We start from the raw sequence: 22,015 nt of genomic DNA on the forward strand, positions 1-22,015 counted from the left end.
GCCCGTCCATCCGATGATCGAAAGTGTTCTTTGCTTTCGGCAGAATATAAGCGCAGGAAAGGAATAACATACCATGGAATTATCCTATCAAAGCACCAGGGGCGGTGAAGCCGGTGTAACGGCTTCCCAGGCAATCTTAAAGGGACTGGCAGAAGACGGGGGCCTGTTTATGCCGTGTTTTATCCCAAAGCTTGACAAATCCATGAAGGAACTGTCGGCAATGACATATCAGGAAACGGCCTATGAGGTCATGAAGCTGTACCTTACGGATTATTCAGAGGGGGAGTTAAAAACCTGCATTGAACGGGCTTATGACAGCAAATTCGATACAGAGGAGATTGCTCCCTTAGCAAAGGCCGGCGGCTCCTATTATCTGGAATTATATCATGGTAGTACCATTGCATTTAAGGATATGGCTCTTTCCATTCTCCCTCATCTCATGACCGTTGCCGCAAAAAAGAATGAGGTAAAAAATAAAATTGTGATCCTCACGGCTACCTCCGGAGATACAGGAAAAGCTGCCATGGCAGGCTTTGCCGATGTGGAAGGGACGGAAATCATTGTATTTTACCCAAAGGATGGGGTAAGCCGGGTCCAGGAGCTTCAGATGGTGACCCAGAAGGGAGAAAACACCCATGTGGCTGCCATTCATGGAAACTTTGACGATGCCCAGACAGGGGTGAAGAAGATTTTCGGTGATAAGGAATTTGCACGTAAACTGGCTGAAAAGGGCTTTCAGCTTTCCTCTGCCAACTCCATCAACATCGGAAGGCTGGTTCCCCAGGTTGTCTACTATGTCTATGCTTATGCAAAGCTGCTTTCCAGCGGGGAGATCGCAGATGGAGAAGTGATCAATGTGACCGTACCCACAGGAAACTTCGGGAACATTCTGGCAGCTTACTTAGCAAAACAAATGGGAGTTCCCATTAAAACCCTGATCTGTGCCTCCAATGAAAATAAAGTTCTTTATGATTTCTTTCAGACCGGAACCTATGACCGGAACCGTGATTTCATACTTACCAGCTCTCCGTCCATGGATATTCTGATTTCCAGCAACTTAGAGCGCCTGATTTATTTAAGCGCCGGATGTGATGCGGATGCAAATGCCGCTTTCATGAAGGACTTAAGTGAAAACGGAGCCTATACGGTAACCGATTTTATGAGGGGATTCATGGATGATTTTAAGGGAGGCTTTGCAGGAGAAGAGGAGACCAGGGCAGCCATTAAGAAGGTATTTGATGATACGGGATATCTGATGGATCCCCATACAGGTGTGGCCGCCTGTGTGTACGACAGGTACAGGACAAAGACAAAGGATCACACAAAGAATGTTATCGCTTCCACGGCAAGTCCCTATAAATTCTCAAGAAGCGTTCTGGAAGCCATGGAAGGGAAACAGGAAGAGCCGGATGAATTCCGGGTCATTGACCATCTGGCAGAGGTCTCCAGGGTTCCTGTTCCCCAGGCAGTGGAAGAAATCCGCACTGCACCGGTACGCCATAATACGGAATGCGATGTCGATAAGCTGAAGGAAGCGGTGGAAGGCTTTTTAAGCTAACGGAGGTTTCTGTTGGCGTACTGGCACCATTTTCCGCTTAGGACACGGGTGGAGAAGAAAATTGCCCGCACCAGCCAGTCAATGGTCATGGCGATCCAGATTCCCATTAGGCCCAGGCCGAAATACAGACTCAGTACGTAGGCCAGGACGATCCGGCAGATCCACATGGAGCAGATGGATACTGTCATGGTGAAACGGACGTCGTTGGCAGCGCGCAGGCCGTTGGTAAGGCAAAAGGACAATGGATGGAACATCATGCAGCAGATGCTGTGGTAAAGCATGAGTTTAACGGCCAGGGCACTTGTTTCCCCGGATAAATGAAACAGGCCGGATATTGGTTTTAAAAATGGTATGATGGAAAGGTTTAATACAAGCAGCCAGATATATGCTGTTTTTAAAAGCTTCCCCATATATCTTCGGGCCTGTTTCAGTTCTCCGGCCCCGATGCATTGTCCCACCACGGTAACCAGGGCAATTCCTATGGCGTTGGCCGGAATGGTCTCCAGGCCGCAGATGGTACTGGCTACCGCATTTGCTGCAATGGCCATGGTGCCGAAGCTGGCGGTCAGGCTGGACAGCAAAAGCTTTCCAAGCTGGAAAATGCTGTTTTCCAGACCGTTTGGCACACCGATATAGAGGATCTGGCGCAGCATGGCCTTGTCAACCCGAAGACGGAATTCAACAGGGAAATAGCTCTGCTTCCGGAGAAGGACCACCATGACCACTGCAGATAAAATCCTGGAGAATAAGGTGGAAAGTCCGGCGCCTGCCACACCCATGCGTAGCCCGTAGATCAGCAGGGCGTTTCCTGCGATATTGCAGAGATTGGCAGCCAGAGAGACCTGCATGGAGACCTTGGAGTTTCCGGAGGTCCTGAAAAGAGCTGCACTGCTGTTGTAAAATGCCAGAAACGGGTAGGATAGGGAGGATATGTAGAAATAAGTCCGCCCGTTATTCATAACTTCCGGACTGATATTTCCATAAATGAGCCTTAAAAGCTGCTGGTTAAAAAGAAGGGTCACAGCCATAAGGAAAATAGAAAGGCCCCCAATGGCCAGGAATAACTGGCCTGAGGCCCTGGCAACACTTTTCTCATCCCTTCTGCCCATGTACTGGGCGGTCACCACGGAGCCTCCGGCGGCCATTGCCCCGAACAAGCCGATGAGCAGGACGTTAATAGTATCCACGATGGATATGCCTGATACGGCTTCTTCCCCGCAGGAGGCCACCATAATGGTATCAGCCATTCCCATAAAAACCGCCAGTATCTGTTCAACCACCAGGGGAAAAATCAACTGGCGAAGCTGCTTGCCGGAAAACATTTCCGGCGTTTCCTGATGTTCCTTCATTTCTGTGGTTTCAGAGCTCAGGCGTTGGAAAATGCCCTCTCTCATCTTTCGTATCATAAAAAATCTCCTATCATGTATTTGTAACTTAGATCCATTATAAAGCAAAGTACGGATGAAAGCAAAATGTAACTTCGTTATAAAAATGACAATCTGGAAAAATTATTCTTTCCAAATAGGGTAAGATGGTATATAATAAAAAAGATATAAGAGAAAAAATTATAATGGAGGTTTGCGATATGTTAGTTTCAGCAAAAGATATGCTTGAAAAGGCAAGAGACGGAAAGTATGCAGTTGGACAGTTCAACATCAACAACCTTGAGTGGACGAAAGCTGTTTTACAGACGGCCGAAGAGTTGAAATCCCCGGTGATTCTGGGTGTTTCCGAAGGCGCTGGCAAATACATGACAGGCTATAAGACCGTAGCTGCTATGGTGAAGGCCATGATCGAAGAATTAAAAATTACTGTTCCGGTGGCACTTCACTTAGACCATGGTTCCTATGACGGCTGCTATAAGTGCATGGAAGCCGGATTCTCCTCCATTATGTTCGATGGTTCCCATTATCCCATTGCTGAGAACGTGGAAAAGACCACAGAGCTTGTAAAGGTCTGTGGGGAAAAAGGCCTTTCCATTGAAGCAGAGGTAGGCTCCATCGGCGGTGAGGAAGATGGTGTTGTTGGTATGGGCGAATGCGCAGATCCCGGCGAGTGCAAGCAGGTTGCTGACTTAGGAGTAACCATGCTGGCAGCGGGAATCGGCAACATCCACGGAAAATATCCGGAAAACTGGGCTGGTTTAAGCTTTGATACCCTGGCTGCCATAAAGGATCAGGTAGGTGATATGCCTCTGGTACTTCACGGCGGGACAGGCATTCCGGAAGATCAGATCAAAAAGGCCATCAGCCTTGGCGTTGCAAAGATCAATGTGAATACGGAGTGCCAGCTGTCCTTTGCAGACGCAACCCGTAAGTATATTGAGGCAGGCAAAGATTTAGAAGGAAAGGGCTTTGATCCCCGTAAGCTTCTGGCTCCCGGAACAGAAGCAATTAAAGCCACTGTAAAAGAAAAGATGGAATTATTTGGATCTGTAGGAAAAGCTTAAAGAAACTTTTTTAAAAAAGTACTTGATTTTTTAAGAGAAATGGTTTAATTTAATTTAAGAACGATGGCGTTCTCCTAATACCGGGAGGGCGCCTTTTCTGATTTATGCGCATATTCAGATCGTGAGGAGACCAATCAGGCAGTTGACATATGGAACTATGGGAGGATGGAAAATTTATGAGCGAAGTTATAAATGTTGCCGAGCTGTTCGGCAGGAATGTATTTAATGAAACCGTAATGAGAGAGCGCTTACCAAAATCTGTTTTCAAAAAATTAAAGAAAACGATTGAAGACGGCGCTGAGCTGGATCCATCAATCGCTGATGTGGTAGCACATGCCATGAAGGATTGGGCCATTGAGAGAGGAGCGACCCACTATACCCACTGGTTTCAGCCCCTTACCGGCATTACCGCTGAAAAGCATGACTCCTTCATTTCTGCGCCTGCAGCGGATGGAAAGGTGATCATGGAGTTTTCCGGTAAAGAGCTGGTAAAAGGCGAGCCGGATGCCTCTTCTTTCCCTTCCGGCGGCTTAAGAGCAACCTTTGAGGCAAGAGGCTATACCGCCTGGGACTGCACTTCACCGGCATTTTTAAGGGAAGATGCCATTGGAGTCACTCTCTGCATCCCAACCGCTTTCTGCTCTTATACGGGAGAAGCCCTTGACAAAAAGACACCTCTCTTACGATCCATGGAGGCTGTTGATGAACAGGCATTAAGAATCTTAAAATTATTCGGAAATACCACCTCCAAGAGGGTCACTCCCTCCGTAGGAGCCGAGCAGGAATATTTCCTGGTTGACCATGACAAGTATTTACAGAGAAAAGATTTGATCTACGCCGGACGCACCCTGTTTGGAGCAATGCCTCCAAAGGGACAGGAGCTGGAGGACCACTACTTCGGTTCTATCCGTGAGAGGATCGCGGCATATATGAAGGAAGTAAACGAGGAGCTTTGGAAGCTGGGAGTACCGGCAAAGACCCAGCACAATGAAGTTGCGCCTGCCCAGCATGAGCTGGCGCCTATTTTCGAACAGGCAAACGTGGCAGTTGATCATAACCAGCTGGTAATGGAGACCTTAAAGAAGGTGGCAGGACGCCATGGATTAAACTGCCTGCTTCATGAAAAGCCCTTTGCAGGAGTCAATGGCTCCGGAAAGCATAACAACTGGTCCTTAACCACGGATGACGGGATCAACTTGTTAAATCCGGGAGAGACCCCTCATGAAAACATCCAGTTTCTGCTGGTGCTGTCCTGTATCTTAAAGGCGGTTGACAATCATGCGGATCTGCTCCGGGAATCTGCAGCAGATGTAGGAAACGACCACAGGCTTGGAGCAAATGAAGCACCGCCGGCCATTATCTCTGTTTTCATCGGAGAACAGTTAGAAGATGTGGTGGATCAGCTTTGCAGCACAGGAGAAGCCACCCGCTCCAAGGCAGGCGGCACCTTAAAGACAGGCGTGAGAACACTTCCTGATTTATTCAAGGATGCAACCGACAGAAACAGGACCTCCCCATTTGCTTTTACCGGCAATAAATTCGAGTTCCGCATGGTAGGTTCCTCTGATTCCATTTCTTCTCCCAATGTGGTTTTAAATACCATTGCCGCGGAAGCATTAAAGGAAGCCGCCGATATTCTTGAAAAGGCAGATGACTTTGATACGGCTGTCCATGACATGATCAAGGAACAGCTTTGCGCCCACAGAAGGATTATATTTAACGGTAACGGCTATTCCGAGGCCTGGGTGGAAGAGGCGGAAAGAAGAGGCCTTCCCAACCTTAAATCAATGGTGGAAGCCATTCCTGCCCTGACATCAGATGCTTCGGTAAAAATGTTTGAGGAATTTAAGGTATTTACAAAGGCGGAACTGGAATCCAGGGTTGAGATCGAATATGAGGCTTACAGCAAGGCCATTAACATTGAGGCAAAGACCATGATCGATATGGCCGGAAAGCAGATCATCCCGTCTGCCGTGAAATATGCCTCCCTGCTGGCTGATTCCCTGGGAAAGGTAAAGGCAGCTTGTCCTGCAGCTGATACCAGTGTCCAGGAGGAGCTTCTCATCGAGGTGAGCGCCCATTTATCCGACATGAAGGTAGCACTGGCCGGTCTGACGGATGCTGCTGAGAAATGTGCGGCAATCGAAGGCAACAAGGAGCAGGCGACGGCTTACCATGATGAGGTGGTACCTGCTATGGCAGCCCTCCGGGCGCCTGCGGATAAGCTGGAAATGATGGTGGATAAAGAATTATGGCCAATGCCAAGCTATGGAGATTTAATCTTCGAAGTGTAATGGCCGGATACAAGTTAAAAAGATGCTGTCCTGTTTACCGGACAGCATCTTTTTTATAGATCCCAGTATAGGGGCTGCATGTTCTCAAAGGTACAAAACTGCTGGAATCCAAGTTCTTTCAGCATTCCTTTTACTTCCGGTATGTAAGCTCCCAGATGTTCCGGTTCATGGGTGTCAGAACCAATGGTAAGGATTCGCCCGCCTAATTGAAGGTATCTTTTCAGAATCTCTCTGGATGGGGTCAAGTCCTTTAAACCATACCGGAAGCAGGAGGTATTAACCTCAATCCCTTTTCCGTCGGCAATTACCTGACGGAGTATTTTGTCTGCCATATCCATAATTCTTTCGTCCGGATATTCTCCGTACGTGTCGTACCGCTTGATCATGTCCAGATGTCCAAGAACGGAATAATTTTTATAGTTTTTTACTACTTCATAAATAGCCTCATAATAAGCGGTCTGAAATTCTTCCTGGCTCTTTCCCTCCTGAAACTGGTAATTCCAGAACTCCTTATCATTCACCTGATGGTTGCTTAAAATGATGAATTCAAAGGGATATGCTTCAAAATCCCTTTGGAAAAAGGGAATGGTGTGGGTCTGGACACCGAATTCGATTCCTGCTTTTATGGATAATTTCCCCTTGTATTTTTCCTTCATTTCTTCAATTTCTTTAAAATAACTTTTATAATTGCAGTTTAAATCTGTTTTTACCCCATAATCCACATGATCCGTAACGGCAATTTCATGGAATCCAAGCAGAATTGCCCTTTGGATGATTTCTTCCATGGAACACTCCGAATCATCACTGTAATAAGTATGCACATGATAGTCTGACAGCATGTGACCTTCCTCCATTCTCATTTTGTATTATTTTCTTTTAACTTTTTTGCTCATTTCTTATTTGTATGATATAATGAGCACAAGAAAGATGAGCCTGCTCATGGGCACCAACGATGAATGCTGATCGAGAACCGCAGGTTTCGATATAATGATAATGCTCTGAGACTGAATTTTCTATCACTATTTTTTTCAGTTATTATAACAATCGTATTTATAGAATGTGAGGGAGGTATGATGACGGATACCATTGTCATGCAGGATGCTTCTGAAATCGTCACCTACGATCAGATGGGGATCCCTCTTTATATCCAGAGAGATAAACTGTCAGATTATCCGGATTGGAAGGCTCTTTGTCATTGGCATGAGGACATGGAATTTATCCGGATTTTAGAGGGCCAGATGAATTACCATATCAACGGGAAACGGGTTCTGCTGAAAAAGGATGACTGCATCATGGTTAATGCCAGACAGATGCATTATGGTTATTCCTTTAACCGCAAGGACTGCGATTTCATCTGCATCCTGTTCCATCCCCAGCTGTTTACCGGAAATAAACTGCTTTACCAGAAATACATATCTCCCATTATGGAAAATCAGCGTATGGAATACATTTACTTTGATGGTTTCAGCAGGGAAGGGAAGGAAACAGCGGCCCTCCTTGACCAGATCTATTTCTCAAAAGAGCAGGCAAATGATGCATATGAAATAGAGGTCATTGGGTTCATACTCACCTTATGGAAACGGCTTTATGAACGATGTGAGGTCATATCTCCGGATACAGCAGGACAGACAGGCTCGGATCTTTCGGCCCAGAAGGATATGGTATCCTTTATTTACCAGCATTATGCGGAAAAGCTGTCCTTATCGGATATTGCTGGGGCTGGCAGCATATGCCGGAGCAAATGCTGCATGATATTTAAACGCTATCTGCAGCAGTCGCCCATTGAGTTTCTGAATGCATACCGGCTGGAGGTCAGCCGGAGCCTATTAAAGGACCCGGCCGCCAGCATAACCCAGGTTGCCCTTGCCTGCGGATTTAACCATCTCAGCTATTATTCCAAGCTGTTTTTAAGAAGCTATGGCTGTACGCCCAGGGAGTACAGAAGTTTGCATTCTTTGTAAATTGTACAAAGAAAGCTCACATCCTTACCCCTTGCGTCTGTGAATCAACAGGATATGCCTGCTGTCCACATGATTCCTATACTAAAAAGAAAGAAGAAGGTAGATCACCATGGAAACCATGTCATATGTCATATCAATTTTAGAAAAAATCGTAAATATCCCAAGTCCCAGCGGCTACACCAGGGAGGTCATGAAGGCGATAGAGGAAGAAGCCTCAGGATTTGGTTTTCATTCCGCTTACAACAGAAAAGGAGGCTTGATCATCGAAGTTCCCGGACAGACACAGGAGGTTCTCGGATTATCCGCCCACGGGGACACCTTGGGAGCCATGGTCCGCTCCATCACGCCGGAAGGGATGCTTACCCTGATGCCGGTAGGAGGCTACATGATGGAAACCATTGAAGGGATGTACTGCAAAATACATACCAGGACCGGAAAGACTTATACAGGAACCATCCTTACGAAGGAGCCATCGGTACACACCTTTGACAATGCCAAATCGCTGGAGAGAAAGGCGAAAAATATGGAGATACGCCTGGATGAGTTGGCCGATAGTGCCGATGACATAAAAGATCTTGAAATATCCTCCGGGGATTACATCAGCTTTGATCCTATGTTCGTCCATACCAAAAGCGGTTTCATAAAATCCCGCCATCTGGATGACAAGGCTTCCGTGGCAATCCTCCTGGGAGTGTTAAAGGATCTGTCTGAATCAGGACTCAAGCCGGAAAAGACCCTTAAGATCCTGATCAGCAATTATGAAGAGGTTGGATTTGGGGCAAGCTGGATCCCGGAAGACATCCAGGAGTTTCTTGCTGTGGATATGGGAGCACTTGGGGATGATTTAACGGGCAATGAAAGAAAGGTGTCCATCTGCGCTCAGGATTCCACCGGGCCTTACGACTATGAAATGACAAACCGCCTCATCGGCGTTGCGAAGGAGAGAGGCCTGGACTATGCGGTGGATGTGTTCCCCCACTACGGCTCCGATGTGGGAAGCGCTATCAGGGGCGGGCATGATATCAGGGGAGCCTTGATCGGACCGGGAGTCCATGCCTCCCATGGAACGGAGCGGACTCATGAGAAAGGACTGGAACAGACATTAAAGCTGATTGAAGGGTTTATCGGTCTTCCCGCTGAAGGCTGATCTTAGGGCATCCTTTACTCTTTTTACCTTTTTCTTGCAAAAGAAAGTTTCTTGTGCTAGTATATAGGCAAATTTAAGCACAGGGGGGAATTAGATATGGATGAGAATTATGCAGTTGCGTTTCAGCTCATTATGAACGCTGGAAATTCAAAATCGCTGTCCATGATGGCTATGGAATCAGCCAGGGAATTTAACTTTGAGGAAGCGGAAAAATACTTAAAAGAAGCGGAAGTGGAGATGAGGTCCGCCCATCAGTCCCAAATCGATTTAATCCAGCAGGAGGCTCAGGGGAATCCTGTGGATGTAAACATCATTCTGGTACATGCCCAGGACCATTTGACCATGGCGATGATGGCAAAAGACCAGGCGGTAGAGATCTTGAACCTTTACCGGATGATCAAGGATCTAAAGGATCAGATAGAAAAATAAATAAGAGCTTGCCGAAAACAGCCTTCTTGCACACTGAACGTATTTCAGGAGCAAGAAGGTTTGTTGCAATCCAGAAAAAAGGAGGACATTATGGAAGGGATCAAAATCGTAACCATTGGAGGCGGATCCTCTTATACGCCGGAGTTAGTAGAAGGGTTTATCAAACGTTATGATAAGCTTCCGGTAAGGGAGCTTTGGCTGGTGGATATTGAAGAGGGAAGGGAAAAGCTGGAGACCGTAGGTGCCCTGGCCAAACGCATGGTGAAAAAGGCGGGGCTTCCCATGGAGGTGATCCTGTCTTATGACAGGCGGGAGGCTTTAAAGGATGCGGATTATGTGACAACGCAGATAAGAGTGGGGCTTTTGGATGCCAGGATCAAGGATGAACGGATCACCTTAAGCCACGGCATGATCGGACAGGAAACCAACGGAGCGGCTGGCATGTTCAAGGCCTTCCGGACCATTCCGGTGATTCTGGATATTGTAAAGGACATAAAGGAGCTTTGTCCGGAGGCATGGATGATAAACTTTACCAATCCGGCGGGAATGATCACAGAGGCAGTGTTAAGATATACGGATTTTAAAAAGGTGATCGGCCTTTGCAATGTGCCGGTGAATATGGTCAATGGCTTTGCCAGGCTGCTAAACGTAGAGCCTGAGCGGGTGACCATGGAGCTGTCCGGCTTAAACCACCATATTTTTGCCACAGATGTATTTGTGGATGGGCAGTCAAGGCTGGAAGAAATCCTGGAAATCTATGAGCACATCAGCCCTGAGGATGCTATTTCCATGAAGAATTTTTCTACCCTTCCATTTTCTCCGGAATTTATCCGGGGGCTTCACTGCATTCCCTGTCCCTATCACAACTATTATTTCTTTACCAGAGAGCAGCTGGAGGAGGAATGGAAGGAATACCAGGAAGGCCGGGTCCGGGGCGAAGTTGTGAAAAGGGTGGAAGAGGACTTGTTTGAGCTGTATAAGGATGAACATCTGGATGTCAAGCCAAAGCAGCTGGAGATGAGAGGCGGAGCCAGGTACAGCGATGCCGCCTGCAATTTAATCTGCTCGCTGTATAACAATACCGGGGATATCCAGTATGTGGACGTGCGAAATAACGGAACCATCACGAACCTTCCGGCAGACAGTGCGGTGGAAGCTGCCTGTATAATCACCGGCGGCGGACCAAAGCCCATTGCAGTGGGAGAGCTGAAACCCCAGATCAACGGAACCATACAGACCATCAAGACCTTTGAGCGCCTGGTCTGTGAAGCGGCTGTCACCGGAAACCGGGATCTGGCTGTGACGGCTCTCAACATGAACCCGCTGTGCACCAGTGATCACGATGCCAATGCCGTGGTCCGGGATTTACTGGAAGCCCACAGAAAATACCTTCCGCAGTTTTTCAGGAAGGAACAACAGGAATAAGATAAATGCTGTGAAAATGACTGAAAAAGCCATTTTCACAGCATTTTTTTTGACATTATAACGGAGAAATTGCCTGGAATAAGGGGGAGTTTTTAAGAATTAAATAAAAAGTTTATTTTAATTTTAGAATTTACTTGTTTTTTTGCATAGGATATAGTATGATAAGGGCAAGAAGAAGTGGTCTAGACCACAGAAAGGGGTGCGAGATGTATCATATTTTATTAGTTTGCTCTGCAGGAATGTCTACAAGCATGCTTGTAAAAAAAATGCAGGATGCAGCATCAGAAAAGGGCGTGGAGGCCACCATTTGGGCGGTTGGAGATGCTGAATCCGTTGAGGAAGTGAAAAAGGCAGATATCATTTTGTTAGGGCCTCAGGTTCGTTACCTGGAGAAAAAAATGAATGAGAGAGTCAAGAATGAAAAGCCGGTGCTTGTCATCGATATGATGGCTTACGGCACGATGAACGGTGCCAAGGTCCTGGATCAGGCACTGGGGAAATTAAACGGGTAGGTATGAAAAAGAAATTCCCCTTCCAATGGTTCAGGGGATAATAAAAGAGGGAGAAAAGTTATGGGTGCATTTAATTCATTCATGGAAGCAAAATTTATGCCAATCGCAGCGAGAATTGGTTCCCAGAAACATTTGGTGGCCATTCGTGATGCATTTATCGCCATCATGCCCATTACCATGGTGGGATCCATTGCGGTTTTGCTCAATGTATTTTTAAGAGATCTTCCAAATCAGGCAGGAATGACAGGTTTTGTCAGTGCCATGGGTCCGATTATCAGTGTTAACGGTAACGTATATTTTGGTTCTATTGTAATCCTTGCTTTGGTATTTGTGTTTGCCCTGGGTTACAACCTTTCAAAAACTTATGATGTTAACGCCATTGCAGGCGGAGTCATCGCATTTGCAAGCTTGGTTACCTGTATGGGACAAAGCGCAATCTTCGACTATGAGCTTCCAGGCGTTGCAGCGTCTGCTGCTGATCAGTTAAAAGGCCTAGGACTTGATGTGGCTGCCACAGCAGGCGGCGGTGTTACATTAAACGGAGTCAGCGGCTATGGATACTTAGGTTCCGGATACACCGGTTCCGGCGGTCTGTTTACCGCATTGATTATGGGCTTTATCTGTACCATGATTTACATAAAGCTGATGCAGAAGAAGGTAACCATCAAACTTCCGGATTCCGTACCGCCGGCAGTAAGCAAAGCATTTGCGGCAATTATTCCTGGTGTGATCGCCATTTATGTGGCGGGTATCTTAACCCAGATCTGCATTACTGCTACTGGCTCCACCATTAATGAAATGGTGCTCAGATATATCCAGAGGCCGCTCCTCAGCTTGTCACAGGGCTTCTTCAGCGTAATCCTCATGGTATTCTTAATTCAGTTGTTATGGTTTTTTGGCTTACATGGACACAACGTACTGGCTCCCATTATGGATGGTATTTATTTAACAGCATTGAACCAGAACATCGAGGCATTTACAGCCAGCCAGAGTACTGCAAGTCTTCCGTACTTATGGACCCGTGGTTCCTTTGATGCCTACTGCCAGATGGGTGGTTCCGGAATTACCTTAGGCCTGATCATCGCCATCTTCCTGTTTTCCAAGAGAGATGACCAGAGGGCCATTGCCAAACTGTCCTGGCCCATGGGTGTATTTAATATCAATGAGCCGATCATCTTCGGTATGCCTATCGTATTAAACCCGGTATATTTGATTCCATGGCTGATCGTTCCTCCGGTATGTGCGGCCATCGCATACGGGGCAACTGCCATAGGCCTGATCCCGCCGGTATTCGTATCTGTACCCTGGGTAATGCCTGCAGGCATCTACGCCTTCCTTGCAACCGGCGGAAACTTTATGGCTGCGCTGGTATCGCTGTTCAACCTGTTTATATCCTTTGTCATCTGGGCACCTTTTGTAATAATGGCAAATAAGATGAAAAATGAATAACAGAATCGTATAAAAAGGAGCTGCCAGACCAGTTCGCAGGGGTTGTCCTGACAGAACTGATTTGGCGGCTTTTCCCAGTAAAACGAGAAAGGGTGGAATTTTTCATGAAAAGCTGGACTGTATTTTTAATCGCCATAGGCTGCCTGTTCATCACCGTATCACCTCAGCTTCCATCCTCTGCCCTGTATATGGCCGTCGGTCTGATATTCGTGTTGCTGGGCGCAGTTATGCTGATAAAGAGAAAAAAATAAGGGGGTATGGCATGATGATCAAGTTTCCGGAAGGGTTTTATTTTGGCAGTGCCACCAGCGCTACCCAGTGCGAGGGGGGCACAGAAAATGACGGAAGAGGAAAGAATATCTGGGATTTGTGGTATGAAGAGGAAAGCTATAAATTTCATGGAGCCATTGGCCCGGGCATTACCTCTTCCTTTTACCAGAATTATAAAGAGGATATTCAGCTAATGAAGCAGACAGGCCATAATTCTTTTCGGACTTCCATTAGCTGGTCCCGTTTGTTTCCCCAGGGCTATGGAGAAGTCAATGATAAGGCCGCAGAATTTTACCGCAGCCTGTTTCTGGAATTAAAGGAACAGGGGATTGAGCCGTTTGTGAATCTGTACCATTTTGATATGCCGGTGAAACTCCAGGAGATGGGGGGATGGGAAAACAGAAAGGTTGTGGATTATTATAAGGAATATGCCTGGACCTGCTTTCACTTATTTGGTGATCTGGTTAAACACTGGTTTACCTTTAATGAACCCATCGTCCATGTGGAATGCGGATATCTGCAATGCTATCACTATCCCTGCAAGGTGGATCCCAAAGCGGCGGTTTTAGTGGCTTATCATACGGCCCTGGCCAGCGCTTTAGCGGTGAAGGAATATCACAGCATGAAGCAGGGAGGAAAGATCGGGATTGTCTTAAACCTGACCCCGGCTTATCCCAGAAGTTCCCATCCGGAGGATCAGAAGGCGGCAAAGATTGCCGAACTGTTCCAGAATAAGAGTTTTCTGGATCCTGCCGTAAAGGGGGCTTATGATCCGGAACTGGTTACGCTCATAGAAAAGCATGGGCTGCTTCCTGAGGCTGTTTCAGAGGATCTGGAGGTCATCCGTCAAAATACAGTGGATTTTCTGGGAGTAAACTACTACCATCCCTTCCGTGTCTGCGCAAAGGCCAGCCTTCCCAATCCGGCAGCTCCGTTTACGCCGGGATATTATTTTGATAACTATGACATGCCTGGCAAACGGATGAATCCATACAGAGGCTGGGAAATTTATCCCAGAGGTTTGTATGACATTGCCCTCAATATTCGTGATAACTATGGGAACATTGAATGGATGGTTACGGAAAATGGCATGGGCGTGGAAAATGAGGGTCGTTTTAAGACAGACGGCATAATACAGGATGATTACCGCATTGATTTCTATAAAGAGCATTTGACCTGGCTTCATAAGGGGATGGAAGAGGGCAGCCATTGCATTGGATATCATGTGTGGACCTTTGTGGACTGCTGGTCATGGCTCAATGCTTATAAGAACCGTTACGGGCTTGTGGAGCTGGATTTGGAAACCCAGAAACGGACCATAAAAAAGTCGGGCTATTGGTATCAGGAGCTGCTTAAAAACAACGGTTTTGAATCTGGCAAATAGGAGAGACATATGGAAGTAAATCAAAAACTGAACGTAGAGGCAAAGGAATTCTTTAATGCCCTGGCGGCCTCGGTTGCCTATGATATCAGCCAGGCCACAGGGAAAAAGGTAAATCCAGACCAGATATATTCCGGCTACGGTTATAAAAAGAAAATGAAAAGCAGGATGGGACAGGAGAGCAATGTAGATGTGGTGATCAAGCAGTTTGTCTCTCCCAGCTGCTATGAGGCAAGTTTTCGTACCTCCCATGGGACAAATTTTATACTTTATGAGATCGAAGATAGCAAAGACGGAAACATTATGGTACACTACAGAGAGAAATTTGAGGGGGGGAGTACTTCCTACTCTTTAAACTATAAAATTGTTTCCTGGTTTTATCAAAAATCTTCAAAAAAGAGGATTTCCAGGATGCTGTCTTCCATGGAAAGCTTTATTCGCACGAAGGCAGAGAGCCAGGGGGATTTATCTGAATATCCATGTAACGGCTGCCCGCAGGAGGCAAAAGAGAATTAATTGTGATTAGAGGTGATACAATGGGGGCTCCGAAATATCAGAAAATAAAACAGGACCTTATGGAAGAAATTAAGGACGCGTCTGTCAATACCCCTATTGCCTCAGAGCGGGAGCTTGCCAGCCGGTATAAAGCCAGCCGGATGACCGTGCGCAACGCTTTAAATGAACTGGTGGAAGAGGGAGTATTGTACAGAGATAAAAATAAAGGAACTTTTGTTGCAGACCAAAGGCTGATGAAGAAAAACACTTCAGCCGAAACGCTGAACAAGCCCATTGATGACACTTATGATTACAATGTGATCTATTTCAGTTCCTGCTTTTCCGACGAAACGGTGGCATCGATTCTTGAGATCGGGCCTGAGGACCGGATGATCCGGATTGTCCGCTTAAACAGGAAGAACGGAAAGCCATCAAGCGTTGAAGAAATCTACTTGATCCAAAGCCTGATCAATGACAGTGATTACAACAACTTGAATAAACTTTTGGATCTGAAAGGATATATTGACGAAGGATCGGTCACACAGAAGTTCCTGCCCATTACGGTTCCCGTAAAGTACATTAACTTGCTTCATGTAAAGCTGAATACTCCTATCATTATGGTCGAAAGCATCATTGTAAGCAAAAACGGCACTCCGGTGGTGTATATCAGGGAGTTTAATAACCCCTTTGAAAAGATCATTGAGATAACAACTTAACAAGAGCGGCTGATCAGGACCAGACGGCACCAGCCCATCCAAATCGTTTACAATTCAGAGAAAGCAGTGACAATATACACATTAAGCAGTTGAATTACAGAAAGACAATAGAGTCCACAGCATCTGAATGTATGATATATTAAATTTAAAAAGAAAGGAAAGTATGGTTATCTGTTTCCGGATATATCATACAAGATAGCTATGGTTCAGAAGAATACGGAATTACCCTTGGTATTTGACAGTTTTGCAGAAGCAAGAAAAAATGGGTTTCTCGCCATGAAGAAACTTAAGGATTCCGGCAAGGGGGTGGTGGGACAGTTCTGTACTTATACTCCCCTGGAGATTTTTATGGCCGCGGATTTGGTGAGCGTAAGCCTTTGCTCTACCAGTGACGAGACCATACCGGAGGCAGAAAAGGTGCTGCCTGCCAACTTATGTCCCCTCATCAAATCCAGCTACGGCTTTGCGATCACGGACAAATGTCCCTATATGTATTTTTCCGATCTGGTGGTGGGGGAGACAACTTGCGACGGCAAGGTGAAGATGTATGAGCTCCTTGGACAGACCAAGAATGTCCACGTCCTGGAACTTCCCCACCGTCAGACCACTCCCGAAGCCAAGGCCCTTTGGCGGGCAGAAATAGTAAGGCTGATTGAGCGTGTGGAAAAGGATTTCGGTGTTGCAATTACGGATGAAATGCTCAAAGAAGCAATACGTAAGCGCAATATGGAGCGCAGGCTTCTGAAAGAAGTGTATGAGCTCAGTACCATGTGCCCGCCTCCCATCAGCGGTCTGCGGCAGCTCCAGATTCTCTTTGGTGCCCAGTTTAAGTTTGACTGGCAGGAAAAAGTGGAAGAAATACAGAATGCCATTGACAGCATAAAGGAGGCTTATGAAAATGGGGAACGGCCCATTGCGGAAAAAGCTCCCCGGATTCTGATCACCGGCTGTCCCATGGGCGGGGTAACGGAAAAGGTGGTTAAGGTGATTGAAGATGCAGGTGCTGTTGTGGTTGCCTTTGAGAACTGCACCGGCGCCAAGCAGATGGACCGCCAGTGCCGGGAGGAGGGAGATCCCATCACCAACATAGCGGACCATTATTTGAATATAGGCTGTTCCGTCATGACCCCCAACCCGAACCGGTTTGAGCTGCTTTACCGTCTGTGTGACCAGTTTCAAGTAGACGGTGTGGTGGAGATGACCTTACAGGCCTGCCATACTTATGCGGTGGAATCTTATACGGTGAAAACATTTTTAAAGGAAAGGAATATTCCTTACCTCCATCTGGAAACGGATTATGGAACCTCAGACATCGGCCAGCTTTCCACCCGTGCCGGCGCATTTGTGGAGATGCTGTAGCATGGGGGGCATAACAGCAGGAATTGATTGCGGCTCAGCCACCTGTAAGGGAGTTCTGATGAAGGATAAAACCATTGCGGCCATGTGTGTGAAGCCCACGGGATGGAGTCCGAAAGAGACGGCAAGAGCGGTTCTTGAGGAACTGATGGAGGAAGCGGGGGCGGTCCGCCAGGAGATGGGGATCATTGCCACCGGGTACGGCAGGGTGGGAATCGATTTTGCAGACAAAGCAGTGACGGAAATCACCTGTCATGCCCTGGGGGCTGAGTACCTTATGCCGGGGGTCCGGACGGTCATTGACATCGGCGGTCAGGATTCCAAGGTCATATCGGTGGAACAGGGAAAGGTGGTATCCTTTCAGATGAATGACAAATGCGCGGCCGGTACGGGCCGTTTTCTGGAGATGTCCTCCCACCGTTTGGGTATTGATTTATCGGAGCTATCGGATCTGCTGAAACCTGGTAAATGCTGTTCACTCAGCAGCATGTGTGCCGTGTTTGCCGATTCAGAAATCGTATCCCTTTTGGCAGCAGGAAAAAGCCGGGAGGAAATTGCCGGGGGGATCCTTCAATCCGTAGCCACCCGTGTCGTGGCATTAGCAGGCCGTATGGATCTTGAACCTCCGGTGCTTTTAACCGGGGGGCTGGCAGAGCTTTACGGGCTTCCGGCCGTTTTGGAGAGGCAGGTGGGTTACCCGGTGGAGACTTCCGCCCTGTCCCGTTATGCAGGGGCTATAGGAGCAGCCTTAAGGGGCTGAAGACAGGCATATCATAGGAAATATGAAAATGAATTTATGAAAGTGCTGGGAGACGGAAGATGTATGCCTGATGACCGGCACTTTCTTGTATCCCTATATACGAGGAGATTGGAAGAGATGGAGTTTTGAAACCTTTCGTACAGTCTGAGGAGACATATAGAAAAACCCAATACCGATATAGTTTTTTTCTATTAGTCCCTGCCTGAGAAGAATGGTACAATGAAAAACAGTCTTTCAATACATATGAAAGGAGAATACAGAGATGTTTGATTTCTCTTATTTTCTTGAAGTATTTCCTAAAATCTTGTCAAAGCTGCAGGTGACTCTCAGCCTGACTTTTACGGCGGCTGTTTTTTCGCTGGTGATCGGAATTGTCATTGCTGTCATCGGTTATTACAGAATTAAGGTTTTATATCCGTTGACCCGTTTCTACTTATCCGTGCTGCGGGGAACGCCTCTGGTGGCCCAGTTGTATTTCTTTTACTATGGTCTGGCCCGCCTCAGTGAAATTGTGCTGAATATGGAGCCGATGACGGCTGTTGCGCTGGTCCTGAGTCTGAACACGGGGGCCTTTATGTCCGAGAGCATCCGCGGGGCTTTGTTTTCTGTTGAGCCGGGACAAAAGGAGGCAGCGGCCATGCTGGGGATGACGGAGCTTCAGACAATCCTGCGGATCGTTCTGCCCCAGGCTTTCCGTGTGGCTCTGCCGTCCCTGTTCAATGACTTAATCAACCTGCTGAAGGCAACATCTCTGGCATTCATGCTGGGCATACGGGATGTCATGGGACAGGCAAAGAGCGAAGGCGCCCAGTCTTTCCGCTATTTTGAGATTTATCTGGCGGTTATGCTGATTTACTGGCTGCTGGTTCTGGCTCTTACCAGGATCCACAAGGTTCTTGACTGGAAATGCACACAGATGTATTAATCTTTTACCATAAAGGGAGGAAATTCAAATGAAAAAAATGTTACCTATTTTACTTACCATGACTGCTGTTCTTCTGGCAGGCTGCAACAGCAACCCTGCACCGGCCAATGCATCCTCAGCGGCGGAATCCACGGAAGCAGCGGCGGTTACTACGGCCGCGGCAGATAACGCAAGTACTAGTGAAATGGACCAGACCCGCAAGGTCATCGTTGCCACCGGCGGTTCCGGAGAGCCTTATAGCCTTCTTGGCGAAGACGGCAAGACGTGGACCGGCATTGATGCGGAGATGTGGAGTGAGATTGCCAGGCGTACCGGCTGGGAGGTAGAACCAAAGCAGGTGGAGTTTTCCGCCCTTTTTGGTGAGCTGGATACAGGGCGTGTGAATGTGGCAGCAAACTGCTTTGCAACAACGCCCGCTCGTATGGAGAAATACATCACGTCCCATCCCTACTATGGAGATGCCCAGTGCATCATTGTTAATGAAGATAAGGCCGATGTAAATTCCTTTGACCAGTTAAAGGGCCTGACCATCGGTGTGGCTCAGGGCCAGGCCTCTCAGGTATCGGTGGAAGCCATGGCGGAAACCTATGATTGGAAGGTTACCGTTTATGAGACAAGTGATACCGGATACCAGGACCTTTATTTAAAGAGAATCGATGCCATGGCAACCACAGACAGCCTTGTTTATAAATATGAAAACCTTCAGAATATGAAATTTCATATCTTGGATGAGCGCCTTATGTCCAATAACGTCGCTTACTTTTTCCAGAAAAACGACGAGGGACAGGCCCTCTGCGATGAAGTGGATAAGGTACTGGATCAGATGATGGAGGATGGAACCACCTCTAAAATCATTACCAAATGGATGTATTCCGACATGACGAAGCTGATCCAGGAATAACCGGCCAAAGGAGGGGCTTTCCGTGATTGAAATAAACCATTTAACCAAGTCCTTTGACGGAAAGACCGCCATATTAAAGGACATTCATTTAACCATTAAAAAGGGAGAAGTGGTGGCGGTTCTGGGTCCTTCCGGAACCGGGAAATCTACCCTGTTAAGGTGCATGAATTATCTGACAGAGCCTACGGAAGGAATCATAAGAATCGGCTCGGCCAAGGTGGATGCCAGACGGCATACCAAAAAGGAAATCGCAGAGCTTCGAAGCCACTCCTCTATGGTATTCCAGAATTATAACCTGTTTAAAAATAAGACGGCAAAGCAAAATATCATGGAAGCCCTGATCACGGTGGCTAAGATGGATAAAACCAAGGCCCAGGAGATCGCCTTAAATCTTCTTAAAAAGGTGGGTATGGCTGATCGGGGAGATTATTTTCCGTCAAAGCTTTCCGGAGGGCAGCAGCAAAGAGTAGGCATTGCCAGAGCTTTGGCAGTGAACCCCGACGTGCTCCTGTTTGACGAACCTACTTCTGCTCTGGATCCGGAACTGGTGGGAGAGGTTTTGAACACCATACGGGCGGTTGCGGAAGAAGGAGTCACCATGCTTCTTGTCACCCATGAGATCCGGTTTGCCAGGCAGGTGGCTACCAGGATTTTGTTTATGGATGAGGGGACCATCATTGCGGACGGAACCCCGGAGGAGATATTGGATTTTCCCCAGGATGCCAGGCTTCAGCGTTTCTTAAGCCATTGCCTGAAGTAGGGATATACGGAATACGATAAAAGATTTAAAATCCATAGCATTTGAATCAATGATAGTCAAAATATAAAAGAAAGGAAAGTAGGATCATATGCTTTCGGTTATGATCCTATAGGATTTATGATGGGAAGACTTGGGATTTCCCTGTATCCGGAGCATTCCACTCCGGAACGGGATAAGGAATATATCAGGCTGGCAGGCAAATACGGGTTTCAGCGGATTTTTACCTGCCTGCTGAGCGTAGGAAATAAGGATAAAGAAGAAATCATCAATGAGTTTCGGGATATGATCGATACGGCACATGAGTCCGGGATGGAGGTGATCCTGGATGTGGCTCCTCCTGTCTTTGATGCCCTGGGGGCTTCCTATGATAATCTGGCGCCCTTTCAGGAAATGCATGCGGATGGGATCCGGCTGGATGTGGGCTTTGACGGCATGAAGGAAGCTGCCATGAGCTATAACCAGGAAGGGCTGAAGATCGAGCTGAACGCCAGCACCGATCCAAGCTATGTGGCAAATATCATGAACCATCATCCGGTGCCGGAACGGATCATTACCTGCCACAACTTTTATCCCCAGAAATATACGGGGATCAGCCTGGAGCATTTTGATTTCTGCAACAAGGAAATGAAGAAGCACGGCCTGAAAGTGGCGGCCTTTGTATCCAGCAACAATGAGGGCACCTTTGGCCCATGGCCTGTGAATGAGGGGCTCTGCACTCTGGAGATGCACAGAGGCCTGCCTATTGATGCCCAGGTGCGGCATATGCTGGCTACCCGCATGGTGGATGACGTGATCATTGCCAATGCCTATGCATCGGAGAAGGAACTAAAAGCCTGTGCCTCCGTGACGCCCGGAAAGCTGATGTTTGGCCTTTGCCTGGAAAAGGAGCTGACGGAAATAGAGAGGGAGATCCTCTACTTTGACCGTCAGCACGTGATCAGGGGGGATATCAGCGAATACATGATACGGTCCACCTGGCCGAGAGTATCATTTGCGGACAAATCCGTTCCTCCGGCCAATACCCGGGATCTAAAGCGCGGGGATGTTGTAATATTAAATGACGGGTATTCCCGTTACAAAGGGGAGCTTCACGTTGTTTTAAAGGATATGCCAAATGACGGGCGAAAGAATGTGATCGGCCATATTCCGGATTATGAAATGGTGCTGTTAAATTATATTGCACCATGGAAAATATTTGGGTTTATTGAAGTGTAATATGCTGTAAAA

The 22,015-nt window shown here is 47.2% G+C and carries 21 protein-coding genes; 19 read left to right on the forward strand and 2 right to left on the reverse strand.

Going from position 1 to position 22,015, the window contains the following annotated elements; translation table 11 throughout:
* The first annotated feature begins 73 nt into the window (after positions 1-73).
* The gene (gene thrC / locus CLOSA_RS02405; RefSeq protein ID WP_013271198.1) at positions 74-1,558 is read left to right on the forward strand and encodes a threonine synthase; all 1,485 of its coding nucleotides are present in this window, start codon (positions 74-76) and stop codon (positions 1,556-1,558) included.
* Here thrC and CLOSA_RS02410 read toward each other — a convergent pair.
* The gene (locus tag CLOSA_RS02410) at positions 1,555-2,964 is read right to left on the reverse strand and encodes an MATE family efflux transporter (protein ID WP_013271199.1); all 1,410 of its coding nucleotides are present in this window, start codon (positions 2,962-2,964) and stop codon (positions 1,555-1,557) included. The genes thrC and CLOSA_RS02410 overlap by 4 nt on opposite strands.
* Positions 2,965-3,143: 179 nt before the next feature.
* Between CLOSA_RS02410 and fba the strand changes: the two genes are divergently transcribed.
* Positions 3,144-4,007 carry a class II fructose-1,6-bisphosphate aldolase gene (fba, locus tag CLOSA_RS02415; protein ID WP_013271200.1) on the forward strand — a complete coding sequence of 288 codons (864 nt, stop codon included), beginning with the start codon at positions 3,144-3,146 and terminating at the stop codon, positions 4,005-4,007.
* Positions 4,008-4,183: 176 nt separating this feature from the next.
* Positions 4,184-6,301, forward strand: a complete 2,118-nt coding sequence (locus CLOSA_RS02420; RefSeq protein WP_013271201.1) for a glutamine synthetase III family protein — start codon at positions 4,184-4,186, stop codon at positions 6,299-6,301.
* 53 nt (positions 6,302-6,354) lie between these two features.
* On the opposite strand, the gene CLOSA_RS02425 is transcribed toward CLOSA_RS02420, so the two are convergent.
* Positions 6,355-7,140: a histidinol-phosphatase HisJ family protein gene (locus CLOSA_RS02425; protein WP_013271202.1), complete on the reverse strand. Its 786-nt coding sequence runs from the start codon at positions 7,138-7,140 to the stop codon at positions 6,355-6,357.
* Positions 7,141-7,371: 231 nt separating this feature from the next.
* On the opposite strand from CLOSA_RS02425, the gene CLOSA_RS02430 reads away from it, so the two are divergent.
* The 16 genes from CLOSA_RS02430 (at position 7,372) to CLOSA_RS02500 (ending at position 22,003) form a co-directional block, all read left to right on the forward strand.
* The gene (locus CLOSA_RS02430) at positions 7,372-8,262 is read left to right on the forward strand and encodes an AraC family transcriptional regulator (protein ID WP_013271203.1); all 891 of its coding nucleotides are present in this window, start codon (positions 7,372-7,374) and stop codon (positions 8,260-8,262) included.
* 109 nt (positions 8,263-8,371) lie between these two features.
* Positions 8,372-9,409 carry a M42 family metallopeptidase gene (locus tag CLOSA_RS02435; RefSeq protein WP_013271204.1) on the forward strand — a complete coding sequence of 346 codons (1,038 nt, stop codon included), beginning with the start codon at positions 8,372-8,374 and terminating at the stop codon, positions 9,407-9,409.
* A 96-nt stretch (positions 9,410-9,505) separates the two neighbouring features.
* Positions 9,506-9,838, forward strand: a complete 333-nt coding sequence (locus CLOSA_RS02440; protein ID WP_013271205.1) for a PTS lactose/cellobiose transporter subunit IIA — start codon at positions 9,506-9,508, stop codon at positions 9,836-9,838.
* A 90-nt stretch (positions 9,839-9,928) separates the two neighbouring features.
* Positions 9,929-11,263: a 6-phospho-beta-glucosidase gene (locus CLOSA_RS02445; RefSeq protein WP_013271206.1), complete on the forward strand. Its 1,335-nt coding sequence runs from the start codon at positions 9,929-9,931 to the stop codon at positions 11,261-11,263.
* 206 nt (positions 11,264-11,469) lie between these two features.
* Positions 11,470-11,775, forward strand: coding sequence for a PTS sugar transporter subunit IIB (locus CLOSA_RS02450; RefSeq protein ID WP_013271207.1), 306 nt, complete (start codon positions 11,470-11,472; stop codon positions 11,773-11,775).
* A 60-nt stretch (positions 11,776-11,835) separates the two neighbouring features.
* Positions 11,836-13,224: a PTS sugar transporter subunit IIC gene (locus CLOSA_RS02455; protein ID WP_013271208.1), complete on the forward strand. Its 1,389-nt coding sequence runs from the start codon at positions 11,836-11,838 to the stop codon at positions 13,222-13,224.
* Positions 13,225-13,328: 104 nt separating this feature from the next.
* Positions 13,329-13,475, forward strand: a complete 147-nt coding sequence (locus CLOSA_RS22520) for an LPXTG cell wall anchor domain-containing protein (protein ID WP_157668984.1) — start codon at positions 13,329-13,331, stop codon at positions 13,473-13,475.
* A gap of 11 nt (positions 13,476-13,486) precedes the next feature.
* Positions 13,487-14,878, forward strand: a complete 1,392-nt coding sequence (locus CLOSA_RS02460) for a glycoside hydrolase family 1 protein (protein WP_330362176.1) — start codon at positions 13,487-13,489, stop codon at positions 14,876-14,878.
* A gap of 9 nt (positions 14,879-14,887) precedes the next feature.
* Positions 14,888-15,391, forward strand: a complete 504-nt coding sequence (locus CLOSA_RS02465) for a DUF3284 domain-containing protein (protein ID WP_013271210.1) — start codon at positions 14,888-14,890, stop codon at positions 15,389-15,391.
* A 2-nt stretch (positions 15,392-15,393) separates the two neighbouring features.
* The gene (locus CLOSA_RS02470; RefSeq protein ID WP_242647775.1) at positions 15,394-16,086 is read left to right on the forward strand and encodes a GntR family transcriptional regulator; all 693 of its coding nucleotides are present in this window, start codon (positions 15,394-15,396) and stop codon (positions 16,084-16,086) included.
* A gap of 201 nt (positions 16,087-16,287) precedes the next feature.
* Complete coding sequence (locus tag CLOSA_RS02475; RefSeq protein WP_041708402.1) at positions 16,288-17,445, forward strand: double-cubane-cluster-containing anaerobic reductase; 1,158 nt, start codon at positions 16,288-16,290, stop codon at positions 17,443-17,445.
* 1 nt (position 17,446) lies between these two features.
* Positions 17,447-18,202, forward strand: a complete 756-nt coding sequence (locus CLOSA_RS02480) for an acyl-CoA dehydratase activase (protein WP_013271213.1) — start codon at positions 17,447-17,449, stop codon at positions 18,200-18,202.
* A gap of 262 nt (positions 18,203-18,464) precedes the next feature.
* Positions 18,465-19,127 carry an amino acid ABC transporter permease gene (locus CLOSA_RS02485; protein WP_013271214.1) on the forward strand — a complete coding sequence of 221 codons (663 nt, stop codon included), beginning with the start codon at positions 18,465-18,467 and terminating at the stop codon, positions 19,125-19,127.
* Between the two features lie 28 nt (positions 19,128-19,155).
* Positions 19,156-20,028 carry a transporter substrate-binding domain-containing protein gene (locus CLOSA_RS02490; protein ID WP_013271215.1) on the forward strand — a complete coding sequence of 291 codons (873 nt, stop codon included), beginning with the start codon at positions 19,156-19,158 and terminating at the stop codon, positions 20,026-20,028.
* A gap of 22 nt (positions 20,029-20,050) precedes the next feature.
* Positions 20,051-20,788 carry an amino acid ABC transporter ATP-binding protein gene (locus CLOSA_RS02495; RefSeq protein ID WP_013271216.1) on the forward strand — a complete coding sequence of 246 codons (738 nt, stop codon included), beginning with the start codon at positions 20,051-20,053 and terminating at the stop codon, positions 20,786-20,788.
* A 120-nt stretch (positions 20,789-20,908) separates the two neighbouring features.
* Positions 20,909-22,003 (forward strand): DUF871 domain-containing protein, encoded by a 1,095-nt coding sequence (locus tag CLOSA_RS02500; protein ID WP_013271217.1) that lies wholly within the window; start codon positions 20,909-20,911, stop codon positions 22,001-22,003.
* Positions 22,004-22,015: the final 12 nt, after the last annotated feature.

The organism is [Clostridium] saccharolyticum WM1 (assembly GCF_000144625.1).
Lineage (GTDB): Bacteria > Bacillota > Clostridia > Lachnospirales > Lachnospiraceae > Lacrimispora > Lacrimispora saccharolytica.